Origin of the sequence: Candidatus Magnetobacterium casense, from assembly GCF_019173545.1 — a bacterium.
In the GTDB taxonomy this organism is placed as follows: Bacteria; Nitrospirota; Thermodesulfovibrionia; order Thermodesulfovibrionales; family Magnetobacteriaceae; genus Magnetobacterium; species Magnetobacterium cryptolimnobacter.
The window spans coordinates 1-11839 of sequence record NZ_JABXWD010000080.1; the positions used below are offsets into that span (position 1 = coordinate 1).

Here is an 11839-nt window from a genome sequence, read left to right on the forward strand (position 1 = left end):
GCGAAAACTTAACCATAGTGTCCGTATGGTCTTTGACTATTTGCGAATGTCAAAAAACTCAGCACATTTAAGGACATGACGTGAGAACAATTTTACCGTGGGTTACTGACAAAATTATGTTAATATATTGTATAATCTAATACAGTACGAGAGATGACAGACAGACAACGCAATAAGATCATAGTAGTGGAAGACAGCATTACGCAACGAGAGATGCTTCGTCGCTTTCTTGAGGCTGAGGGATTTGCGGTACTAACGGCGAAAAATGGTATTGAGGGGTTGGAAGCGATAAAGAAACACGGCCCGGAGATCATTATAAGCGATGTTGCGATGCCATTAAAAGATGGCTACGAAATGTGTCGTGATATCAAGAACAATAACGATCTACGTGAGACGCCGGTTATATTGCTCACTCAGTTCTCGGCTACGGAGGATATCATACGTGGTCTTGATTGTGGGGCGGACAACTTTATTGTCAAGCCATACGATGAGAAGCAGCTTTTAAATAGCATCAAGTTTCTCCTTGCAACCAGGGCGATACGCAAAAACGATCTGCTCGATATCGGCATAGACTTGCACCTCAGTGGCAAGAGCTATACGATCACCTCTAGTCGCAGGCAGATATTGAACGTCCTGATCTCTACGTATGAGAGTGCGGTGCATCAGAATCAAATCCTTATGAAGACCCAGGCTGAACTCAATGACAAAACCAGCCAACTGGAGGAGTTAAACAGGAGACTTGAGGAGCGGGTTGCCCGGGAGATAGACAAACGCATAGAGCATGAGTATATACTCTTGCAGCAGTCCAAACTTGCGGCCATGGGGGAGATGATGGGTATGATTGCGCATCAGTGGCGACAACCCCTCAACGGCCTTAGCTTGATCCTGCAGGATATGATGGACGCATCGGATTTCGACGAACTCAACAAAGCATATGTCAATAAATCTCTGACTGACGCTATGGAACAAGTAGCGTTTATGGTAAAGGCCACGGACGATTTCAGGGAGTTTTACAGACCAAGCAGGGTGAAAGAGAACTTTGACATACTCGGCACCGTCAGAGATGTACTGTCAATAATCCAGTTTCAACTGAAAAATCAGGCTATAAAGTTCCGGGTACAATGCACCTGTCCACAGGAGACCATTACGGTGGAAAATGACCTGGCAATTCCCTCCTGCAGCCACGATCTGATGAAAGTCTATGGTTATCCAAACGAACTCAAACACGTGTTCATGAATATTATAAACAACGCAAGAGATGCCATTGTCAGCAGAAAGCAGGGCAATACCCCCGGTTGTCCCACAGACGGTTTGATATCGATCCTTATATCGGCAGAGGATGACAGCATTGTTGTCAGGATAAGCGACAACGGTGGCGGTATTAAGGAGACGCTGATGGATAAGATATTTGAGCCTTACTATACGACTAAAGATCAGGCAGGGACGGGTATTGGTCTGTACATATCGAAGTTGATAGTGGTCAAGAACATGAGAGGCAGGCTTTATGCCGAAAATAACGAACTTGGTGCCACTTTTACAATGGAGTTGCCCAGGGAGAAGAAGTTCTTATAACGAAAAATATATGCAAGGAGGTAACACTTATGGTTCAAAGGCGTGGGTCCTATAAACCCAAACGGACTGTAAAGAAAACCCCCGGTGACAGACCGATAGAAGAGATCGTTCGGCAGTTGAAGGCAAGCACGCAATCTGACTCCAACTACCGTGAGGAGTCGCTCCGGATTCACGGTCTGATCTGTGCCAAGTGTGGCAGGGAGTTTGGTCCCAAGGACAGGCAAATGCTCACCGTACACCACAAGGACGGTAACCACGACAACAACCCCGCTGATGGCTCAAACTGGGAAAACCTGTGTATCTACTGTCACGAGGATGAGCACTCCAGGGGAATACTTGCTGATTATCTGAGGGGCAGATAGTTCAGATAAGTTCTCCACGCCCGTTGCTTACATGTTAAAGAGGGTTGTTGTTTGGTGCGTGTGGTGTTTGCTTGTTGCTTGTGCGGTGGGGGCCGATGTTTATGCGCAACAGCGGACGATTGTCTTTGCGCAGCCGGCAAGTTCTCCGCCCTTTGCCTACGTTGACAAGGATGGCCTGCCTCGGGGGCTTGTCATCGATTACTGGAATCTCTGGGCGACCCGAAACAACGTCAAGGTGCAGTTTATCGTCGGTGAGCTTCATGAAACCCTCCAGATGGTCAGTCAGGGCAGGGCTGAGGTTGTGGGGGGGATTTTGCGTTCCAGTCAGAGGGAGGCGTTTCTGGAATTTTCCGAGGGTTTCCTTGATCTCAAGGTATGCCTGTATGTCCCTGTGGGGCAAGCGGCAAGCAACCTGCAAGACATCAGGATGCACGTTGCCATAGTGCGTGACCATGTTGCCATAGACTACGTAAAGGACAAGTACCCTTTCCTTAGAATTAGCACTTTTGACAACTATGAGGATATGTTTAATGCCCTCGGCAACAATGACACCTATGGTTTTGTCAGCGATTTCTACACGGCCAAGCACTACATGACCAAGACTGACTCCATTGGTAAGTACAGGGTTGTCAGGACGCTGTTTACGGGGAGGTTGACGGCGGCCGTAAGGCGTGGCAACAATGCCATGCTGACTTATATCAACGACGGGATGAAAAAGATACAACGCAGCGAAATAGAGGCTATCTGCAATGTCTGGATTGGTGAAAATCCGGCGTTTCCGGTCTGGCTTCCGCGGTTGTTGGTAGGGGGAGGGTTTACGGCGCTTATTCTGGGGTTGATAGTATACATATTTGTGTTGAGGGTTCAGTTGAGGGCGAAGACCAGGGTGCTCAAAGAGGCCATTGAGCGCATCAGGGACAGGGACGAAACGCTCGAACTCGTGGTCCGTTCCGACCGGTTGACGGGGCTTTCCAATCGCCTGGACGTCCGCGATAAGTTCACCTGCCAGCAGGGTCTTTTTAAGCGATACGGGAGGTGTTTCTGCATTATTCTGTGCAGCATTGATGAGATCAAAGAGGGTAGTGTTTCCTGTGATCAGGAGTGCATGGACTTGATGCTCGTGGAGGTTTCAAGGAGGTTGAAGGCTGCTGTCAGGGGGCAGGACATTGTGGGCAGGTGGTCTGTGGAGGAGTTTATCCTTATCTTGCCGGAGACCAACCTGGAGGGAGGTTCGCATATTGCCGAAAAGCTCCGTAAGACGATAGCCGGACACAAGTTCGTCTACAAGGGTCGCAAGATTGCCGTCACGATGACCTTTGGCCTGAGCCTCTACAACACCGACATGCCCATAGATGATTGCATAAGGCAGGCCGGCGAATGTCTCTACATAGGCAAAAAAAGCGGCTCCAACATGGTAGTTGGCTTTAACACCTGAAGATAGCAAGAAAAAGAAAGGGGCGGCTCCGCTTCTTTGTCGCTCCAGGAGGGGGCAGCGCCCCCCCGGCTCAATGCGCTCCTGTCCCCCTTTAGAACCCCCTGCAAGTGGGCCAGCCCCCTTGATCCCTCTATAGGCATTGTTTGTACTCATGAAAAATTTATGCACCTCTCAGGCCTTTACAGGAAGATAAATTTTATGTTACACTAACTGAAGTAGTGCGATTTGGAGAGGTGGCTGAGCGGTTGAAAGCGACGGTCTTGAAAATCGTTGTAGGGGTGACTCTACCGTGGGTTCGAATCCCACCCTCTCCGCCAGAGTTTTTTCCCGGCAGTTTCTTCCTATTCTAATGCAACGACTCCGCTTGTGCTTGACAACAGGGTTATCCCGTATCTTTTTTAATGTGCATGGTGGTATAATATTTTATATATGGTGAAGGTGTTTTCGATGCACCCGGCGCCGATAGGGTCGCTGTGGATATTGATTGTGGTGGTAGTGGTGATGCTGGGTGTAACGCTTGTTATCGGTTATCACACCTACTCGGTGAGGCACGTGCGGCTTGAGATTGGTGCCGAGGGACTGCGCATAAAGGGTGGCCTGTATGGCAGGCGTATAGCCCTAAGCTCTCTCGTCATGTCAGAGGCGAAGGTCGTTACCCTAGAGCAGGCACCGCAGCTCTGCCCCAAAATACGCACCAATGGCATTGGTCTGCCCGGATATGGAGAGGGATGGTTCAAGCTGCAGGATGGCAGCAAGGCTCTCCTGTTTCTGGTAAGACACCAGGCAATACTGTATGTGCCAACCACGGAGGGCTATGTGCTGTTGCTCACCCCCGAAGACCCCGATGGTGTGCTGCTTGCATTGAAGGAGGCAACGAAAAAATGACATGTAATTATAAAAAAGCTAAGGAGGACTTTACGATGTTAAACAGAACTATCAAGATGCTTATGTTGGTGGTGTTGGTTATACAGCTTTGTGGTTGTGTAGCCGCCGTGGTGGGGGCTGGTGCAGGGGTTGGCACGTATGCCTTTGTATCGGGCAAGTTGAACTATACCTTTGACAAACCGGTTTTGGTCGTTCATGATGCAACGGTGCGGGCGCTCAAGGGCATGAAGATGTCCATAACCGAGGACAGGAGCGATAAGATCGCCGCCGTTGTAAAATCAAAATTTGCTGATGGTGAGGGAGTACACATTGAAATAAATTCACAAACGGATCAGACCTCCACAATCTCTATCAGGGTTGGGGTCTTCGGAGACGAAAAAAGGTCACTTGCCATATTGGATGAGATTAAAAAAAAACTATAAACCCACAGACAATACACGGGAGACAAGACATGAAAGAACTCAACGTAATCAACATCATTCCCAAAGAACGACATTCCCTGATCTTCAGGACATTTGACGAACTGCAACCGGGCGATGCCTTTATCCTCGTCAACGACCATGACCCCAAGCCGCTGTACTATCAATTTCTGCACGAGCGTGAAAACCTCTTCACATGGGAGTACCTTGAGCAGGGACCGGAGGTCTGGAAGGTAAAGATTTCAAAGAAGTAAAAGGTGGCCAGGGATAACGTCAGGGGGGCCACCCAAGGGCAGATACAACGTTAGCAACAGACCAGATTCCTAATACGGAGGGTTAATCATGAAGGATATAAGGGCACGAGACATATGCAGCAGGGACATAGTGGCAGTAACCCCCAATACAACCATTGAGGCGCTGGGGAGGTTGTTCATAGAAAGAGACATATCCGGGGCGCCGGTTATAGGAGAGGACGGCCTCCTCTATGGGGTGGTGACCGAAAACGACCTCATAAGCACCGAAAAATCCTTTCACATACCCACGATCATAAACATCTTCGACTCCATCATCCCCATACACGGCGATGCCTACATAGAGCGTGAGATAACGAAGATGGCCGCTACCATCGTGGATGATATATGCGTCCGGGATGTCGTCACCGTCGAGGAAGATACGTCCCTGCAGGAGATAGCCGACATCATGGTCGAACAAAAGATACACCTGCTCCCCGTTCTCAAGAATGGCAAACTGACCGGCATAATCGGGAAAAAAGACGTCATCAGGGCCATTGCAACAAATCGCTGATATTTATGTAGCGTATCCTCTTAAAAAAGAATGGTAAAAGGTTTCGCAGGAAGGGGTCAAGGGGACTGGTCCCCTTGCAGGGGGTTCTGAAGGGGGGCGGAGCCGCCTCTTTCTTTCTTGTGCTACCATGAGATATAAAGAAGATACTATGTAGCATTGACTGTTTAGGACAAAAGTTACATGTTGTTGCTAAAAAAACATAAGACTATTTGTTATAATACCAACTGTAAGGATTTTCTTACATAATTTCAGCATGGGAGTGACATAGTTTAGATGAAGATCAAGACAAGGCTTAGGGGTACGGTGACGCTGTTTTTTTTGCTGGGCTTGGCCAGTGCCATATCTGTTTACGTACTCGTTGACAGGATGGAGCTTGACGGCAGGGTGGTCAATTACACGGGCATCGTTAGAGGCGCAACGCAGAGGCTTGTTAAGTTAGAGATATCGGGCAGACCCTCCGATGAGCTTATTGCCAGACTCGACAAGATTATAAATGGATTGATCAATGGCGATAGCGAACTGAAACTGCCCAGAGCAACTGATAGCGCCTATATTTCTGTTATGAACGAAACGATTAAAGTGTGGGGTGAGCTTAAGCAGATCATATTAAGTGCCAGAAGTGATCCGTCTTTAAGGGATGTGCTGTTAAAGCAGAGCGAGGAGTATTTTGAGCTGACCAACAAGGCTGTGTCTGAGACCGAAAAGTTTTCAAGACGGAAGGTAGATAACCTCAAAAACATACAAATAATGCTGATATTTATGTCTCTGATTATAGCAGTATATGTGTGGATAAACAGTAGAACACACATAACGATGCCGCTTTCGATGCTGGCTGAAAAGGTCAGGACGTTGGTAACGGGCGACCTGCGGTTGACCATAGATTACTCGAAAAAGGACGAAATCGGGATACTGTCTCAGGGTATGAATGAAATGATAAGCTCCTTCAGCAATGCCATCAACGCAATCCTGAGCGTTGCAGACTCGCTGTCACTAAATGTTGAGACCCTGTTAAAGACAAAGGCCGAAAAGACCAAGAAGGATTCTGAAATCCTCAACACACAGGCGACTCAATCGGCTGCCGCTGCCGAGGAGATGAACGTTACAATTACCAGCATAGCAAGCAACACAACGGTAGTTGCCGAGGCATCTTCCAAGGCCATGGAGTATGCCAACAAAGGTAAGGAGGTCTCAGATGGCGCAGTTGACATAATATACCAGGTTAGTACCTCCACAGATGCCCTTGCAAAAATGATCACCAATCTCAACAAGAGTGTTGCTGAAATTGGTGATGTCGTGACGGTTATCAACGACATCGCCGATCAGACAAACCTCCTTGCCCTCAATGCTGCCATAGAGGCAGCCAGGGCCGGGGAACAGGGTCGGGGGTTTGCCGTTGTTGCCGATGAGGTACGCAAGCTGGCCGAGCGGACGATAAAGCAGACTACCGAAATATCGACCAAGATTAAACTTGTGCAGGAAGATTCGCAAAAAACAACAAGGTCTATGACGGAGGCCTCCACTGGAGTCACGAGGGCCACCGAGTATATCAACGACGTTGGCAGCTCCCTGAGTGCAATCGTTGGCGCCGTCAAGGACACGCGAGACCAGATCGGGCAGATACAGGCCTCGGTTGACAAGCAACTGGAACTCTCGGAAAAGGTCACCTCCAGCGTGCTTAAGACGTCGGTTATCGTCTCTGATATGGGAAACCTCTCCGATGAGGTCATGGCAGACCTTGCCGTGATGAGCGGCATATCGGAGGAGCTCAGGACGGCCTCGGCAAGGTTTAAGACCAGGGCCGAGGAGTGGGCAAGCGTTGACATGTTTGACGGCGCTACTGCCGCTGCGAAAAGGCCCCTGCGCATCGGACATGAAACAAAAGGACTCGGTATGCAGTGGGATTCGTCTTTTTCGGTCAACAACGCATTGATTGATAAACAACATCAGGAGTTGTTTAAGTTAAAAAACGACCTGCTCGACGTTATGTCCCAAGGAAAGGGCAAGGAGGATATAGCCAGAATACTCAAGTTTCTGGAGGATTATGCCGTTAAACACTTTAAAACTGAAGAAGACCTGATGAAAAAATACAGCTACCCCGGCTACGACCTCCAACTGAAACATCACCATGCGTTGATTGATACAGTAGGAAAGTTTAAGGCGAAGTTTATGAAGGACGGCCCATCGGAGACCCTCCTGTTAAAGGTTCAGCAGGAACTGGATAAATGGCTCAAGTATCATATCAAGCAGGTAGACATAGAGCTGGGTAACTTCCTGAAATCAAAGGGGTATCGATAAAAAAAGGGGGAACCCCCACGGCGCCCCCTTTTGTATGTCGGACTTATACTGCTATAGACTTTAGAAGAGCGAGTACCTCCTCATCGTAATTGAGTCTATGACGTCCTGTGTGATCTCACGGCGCTCATCGGCCTCCTTCCAGAGTTCGTCGTGGAAGGTGTTCTTTGGACCGTGAAACAACTTTACCAGAACTCCCTCGTCCTTTGCTACCTTGATGGCAGGTATGAAATCGCTGTCGCCCGATATGATGGCAATGTGCGATATCGCACGCTTGACCGACAACAGCGTGATATCTATACCTATCATCATGTCGATGAGCTTCTGGATAAATATCGGATTGCCGTCTTTGTCTATGCCCCTGAACTCGAGCTTGCCGGTTCTGACCTTAAACCTCTCCAGTTGGTCTATAATGCTGAGGAACTTCTGCTTGCTTGAGAACCTCTTACCCTCCTCCAGCGTCGGCGTGGGAGACTGATACGGCAGACAATCATAGTAGTACGTCCTGAATATCTCCATGTCGGACGCTACCCACTTGGCAAACAACCCATAGTGAATCCTCGCCTTACCAAAGTATTTCCTTAGAATATCCGCCATATAACCACCATCGATAAAAATTGCTACTCTGTTCATTTTGCTTACACCTTTAATATAAATTTGTTTTTGCCTATGTATATTCAAACAATATGCCTTTTTATTATAAACAAAATCATTAAAAAATGTATCATAATTATTTTGTTAAAAATAAATATAAAAAAATCACTATCTACTGCGTTGTAATTTGCGTGGCCTTCTGATATAATAGCATAGTAAGAAGGTTTGCAAATTGTACAGGAAGGAAGAAGCAGGACGCAGATGGTATTGGACGTAGGTGGGAAGACAGACATAGGGTTAAGGCGGTCAAAGAATGAAGACTCTTTCTGTGTCGAAGGCAGTAGCGGACTGTTAATCGTAGCAGATGGCGTAGGTGGTTCGGCTTCCGGCGATGTGGCAAGCAAGATGGCCGTAGAACTTATACGGGATTACCTCGTAAGCGGAGACAAGGGAGCCGCTGTCAATGCCGACTACAGAGAGGAGTTCTCCTTTACAACCAATAAGGTTGCAATGGCCGTTAAGGTGGCCAACAGGGCCATACACAATGCCTCTGTCAAGAACGATAAACTCAGTGGTATGGCGACTACTATTGTCGTTGGTCTGGTGCATGATGATCGCTTGAGCATCGCACATGCGGGTGACAGCAGGCTATATCTGATACGTGGCGATTCGATCGAACAGCTCACCGATGACCATTCGCTGATAGCGGAACAAATACGAAAGGGAATGATGACCCAGGAGGAAGCAAAAGAGGTGGGAATGAGAAATGTTATAACCCGCTCCCTGGGATACTCAAGCAGCGTCGAGGTAGAACTCGGTGAGTTGACTGTCTATGACGGCGATGTGTTACTCTTGTGCTCTGACGGTCTGTATACCATGGTATCAGATAACTCTATCATGAGGACTGTCAAGTCATCCAAAAACCCGGATGATGTATGCAACAGGCTGGTAGAGTTTGCAAATAAGAAAGGCGGCAGGGATAATATCACAGTTGTGGTAGCTTATGTATACAAGAAGAGATGGTTCTCTTTCTTGTACAACCTTTTTAAAAGGAGAAGGAGGTAAAATGGCAAAGATTTTGCTCAAGTTTAAAGATGCGGTGCTTAAGGAATTCAACCTGGAAAAAGATGTGCTGACAATTGGTCGAAAGCCAACTAACGATATACACGTGGACAACCTGGCCGTCTCCGGCACTCATGCCAGGATATTCAAAAAAGACGACAAATTTTATATAGAAGACCTCAACAGTCTCAACGGAACTTTTGTAAACGGTAAAAAGATATCCGTTCATCACCTGACAAACACTGATGTCGTGATAATCGGTAAACACTCCCTTAACTACATATCCGACAAAGAAACCCCTAAACCGAAGGTCGAAAAAGAAGCAAGCATCATGGATGAAACCATCATGATTGATTCCAAGCTCAAGGATGAGATTCTGCAAAAGTCGCCGGCGAAGGACTCGACCCCTGACAAGGCCATTACGGGTGGTTTTGTCGTAATCGAAGGATCGACCGAAAAAAATGACTACGAACTGCTTGACAGAATAACTACCATCGGAAAGGACAAGAGTGCCGTTATACATCTAAAGGGCCTGTTTGCTCCAAAGGTCGCTGCCCTTGTCAACAAACGTAAGGATGGCTATACCATCAGCTCCGCTACAGGGGGGAAGGGGGTTAAGGTAAACGGAAAGGATATTGATAGCGCACACAAACTCGAAGAGGGTGATATCGTTGAAGTTGGGGGCCTTAAGATGCAGTTCTATATAAAAGAAAGCTGATAACATTTTTCCTGTTGGTATGGATGTGTTGCTCGTAAAAGACGGCATCTGCAGCAGCCTGATGTTATGTCTGGCCCTGACATTTGGCCATATTACAGGGGCTTTCGCAATATCAGTACCCGCTGATTAATTCTATAGGCGTACACAATTATTTATATAGACAGAGCCATAATACTATGTTCAGCCGAGATACTGTCAGAGGTATCTCAGGGAGGATAGTTAAGCATTATGATACAGAGGACAAGGTTGTTGTTTGTCGGTAATGACAATGGGGGGTTTACGTTGGTTGAGTTGTTGGTTGTCATCGCAATCATCGGAATCCTCACCAGTATTGGTGCCATGATGTACATGGGAAATAGGGACAAGGCCGCAGTCAGAACCATTGAGGCCAGTGCAAAGGGGGCTGTCGCTGATATCCAGCAGTACCTCGATGCCTATCACGCCAAAGGCCCTTTTATCGTAGTAGACGCCACAGGGACAGAGATATGTGTGCAATACGGCAACCCGGGGGCTTTCAATACGTGTCAAGCCATCTTTAACCAGAGCAACAATGGCAACGTATACAACAACATTAACGACATTGTCAACTACGTCTTGGCTCACCATCAGGGTAGAAAAGAGGTTGATCCACACTCCGGTTCCACTTTCATGTTTGTCAACACCGCAACACCCTGGACTATTGCCCTGACTCCACTAGGCACCTCCGGCATTTCGATCGTCGGGTATGCCGAATCGATCACAACCCCTATCTTTAGTTACTCTGTTGTCGGAAGATAACGCTATTTAAGCGATTGCAGGTTTATGTCGTCGCTTAAGGGCAGATTGAGACGATTCAGCACCTCCAGCAGCTCTTTCATGTCTACAGGCTTATACAGGTATGCCATGCACGACGTCTTATATACATTAAACAACTCGCGTGAAATACCCATGCCCGTCATTAAGACGATCTTTACCTCGGAACCTTTTTTGACGCTACTCTGCTGCTCATACTCGCGGATTGCCTCATAGGCCTCTATGCCGGTCCTGCCGGGCATCATGACATCCATGATAATGAGGTCATAGGGTCTGTCTCTATGCCAAGCATCCTTAAAGAAGGTCACTGCATCATCGCCGTTAGTGGCCACCTCACACATACCATAACGGGAAAACAACCGCTTGAGCATCTTGGTCGTCACGGGCTCGTCATCAACGATCAGCGTATTCACTACCGTCTAATATAACATGTCATCACACCGCCTGGCAAATATGTAAATTGCCTGGGTGCATAAAGAAGTAGTGGGTAATGGATTCCTGCTTCCGCAGGAATGACACAGATGGGTGTAAAATGCCGTTTGCTGTCATTCCCGTGAAAACGGGAACCCATCTTCTATAGCGCGTTTCGATCGATTGCAATACAAAGAAAGAAAGGGGCGGCTCCGCTTCTTTGTCGCTCCAGGAGGGGGCAGCGCCCATACGTGTTAAGCTAAGGAAGAAATGGCTATTTCAGAGACACACCCCTCTCTTTATAGTAACGCTGTTGACTTAAGCATAAAGATGCCTGAACCACGATTTAACGGCCCGGCGACTGTAAGGAGCTGTCCGATAATTGGGATTATCAGGATTATGTTAAGAAGGCTTCGTGTTTTTTTCCTGTAAATCCTTTAATCTGTGCAATCCTGGTTCAGACAGTTACTATGTTTCCTTAAGTCAACAGCAT

Annotated in this window: 13 protein-coding genes and 1 tRNA gene; 12 read left to right on the forward strand and 2 right to left on the reverse strand. The window is 47.6% G+C overall.

Annotation, left to right across the window (positions count from 1 at the left end):
* Window positions 1-153 precede the first annotated feature (153 nt).
* The 9 genes from HWQ67_RS06235 (at window position 154) to HWQ67_RS06275 (ending at window position 7772) form a co-directional block, all read left to right on the forward strand.
* Entirely contained in the window at window positions 154-1572 is a 1419-nt protein-coding gene (locus HWQ67_RS06235; RefSeq protein WP_218251811.1) for a hybrid sensor histidine kinase/response regulator, read from the forward strand.
* 29 nt (window positions 1573-1601) lie between these two features.
* Complete coding sequence (locus tag HWQ67_RS06240; protein ID WP_255317140.1) at window positions 1602-1934, forward strand: YajD family HNH nuclease; 333 nt, start codon at window positions 1602-1604, stop codon at window positions 1932-1934.
* 67 nt (window positions 1935-2001) lie between these two features.
* Window positions 2002-3369: a transporter substrate-binding domain-containing diguanylate cyclase gene (locus tag HWQ67_RS06245; RefSeq protein WP_218251812.1), complete on the forward strand. Its 1368-nt coding sequence runs from the start codon at window positions 2002-2004 to the stop codon at window positions 3367-3369.
* 227 nt (window positions 3370-3596) lie between these two features.
* A tRNA-Ser gene (locus HWQ67_RS06250) sits at window positions 3597-3686 on the forward strand.
* 130 nt (window positions 3687-3816) lie between these two features.
* Window positions 3817-4254 (forward strand): PH domain-containing protein, encoded by a 438-nt coding sequence (locus HWQ67_RS06255; protein ID WP_218251813.1) that lies wholly within the window; start codon window positions 3817-3819, stop codon window positions 4252-4254.
* Window positions 4255-4289: 35 nt separating this feature from the next.
* Window positions 4290-4676, forward strand: a complete 387-nt coding sequence (locus tag HWQ67_RS06260) for a DUF3568 family protein (protein WP_218251814.1) — start codon at window positions 4290-4292, stop codon at window positions 4674-4676.
* Window positions 4677-4705: 29 nt separating this feature from the next.
* Window positions 4706-4927: a DUF2249 domain-containing protein gene (locus tag HWQ67_RS06265; RefSeq protein ID WP_218251815.1), complete on the forward strand. Its 222-nt coding sequence runs from the start codon at window positions 4706-4708 to the stop codon at window positions 4925-4927.
* A gap of 88 nt (window positions 4928-5015) precedes the next feature.
* A complete protein-coding gene (locus HWQ67_RS06270) occupies window positions 5016-5477 on the forward strand; it encodes a CBS domain-containing protein (protein WP_218251816.1) in 462 nt (153 codons plus the stop codon).
* A 273-nt stretch (window positions 5478-5750) separates the two neighbouring features.
* Complete coding sequence (locus tag HWQ67_RS06275; protein WP_218251817.1) at window positions 5751-7772, forward strand: bacteriohemerythrin; 2022 nt, start codon at window positions 5751-5753, stop codon at window positions 7770-7772.
* A gap of 60 nt (window positions 7773-7832) precedes the next feature.
* On the opposite strand, the gene HWQ67_RS06280 is transcribed toward HWQ67_RS06275, so the two are convergent.
* Window positions 7833-8402: an NYN domain-containing protein gene (locus HWQ67_RS06280; RefSeq protein WP_218251818.1), complete on the reverse strand. Its 570-nt coding sequence runs from the start codon at window positions 8400-8402 to the stop codon at window positions 7833-7835.
* A gap of 222 nt (window positions 8403-8624) precedes the next feature.
* On the opposite strand from HWQ67_RS06280, the gene HWQ67_RS06285 reads away from it, so the two are divergent.
* The 3 genes from HWQ67_RS06285 (at window position 8625) to HWQ67_RS06295 (ending at window position 10920) form a co-directional block, all read left to right on the forward strand.
* On the forward strand, window positions 8625-9428 hold the full coding sequence (locus HWQ67_RS06285) for a Stp1/IreP family PP2C-type Ser/Thr phosphatase (RefSeq protein ID WP_218251819.1): 804 nt from the start codon (window positions 8625-8627) through the stop codon (window positions 9426-9428).
* 1 nt (window position 9429) lies between these two features.
* On the forward strand, window positions 9430-10143 hold the full coding sequence (locus HWQ67_RS06290; protein WP_218251820.1) for an FHA domain-containing protein: 714 nt from the start codon (window positions 9430-9432) through the stop codon (window positions 10141-10143).
* A 228-nt stretch (window positions 10144-10371) separates the two neighbouring features.
* Window positions 10372-10920, forward strand: a complete 549-nt coding sequence (locus tag HWQ67_RS06295; RefSeq protein WP_218251821.1) for a type II secretion system protein — start codon at window positions 10372-10374, stop codon at window positions 10918-10920.
* Window positions 10921-10922: 2 nt separating this feature from the next.
* Here HWQ67_RS06295 and HWQ67_RS06300 read toward each other — a convergent pair whose 3' ends face one another.
* Window positions 10923-11348 carry a response regulator gene (locus HWQ67_RS06300; RefSeq protein WP_218251822.1) on the reverse strand — a complete coding sequence of 142 codons (426 nt, stop codon included), beginning with the start codon at window positions 11346-11348 and terminating at the stop codon, window positions 10923-10925.
* Window positions 11349-11839: the final 491 nt, after the last annotated feature.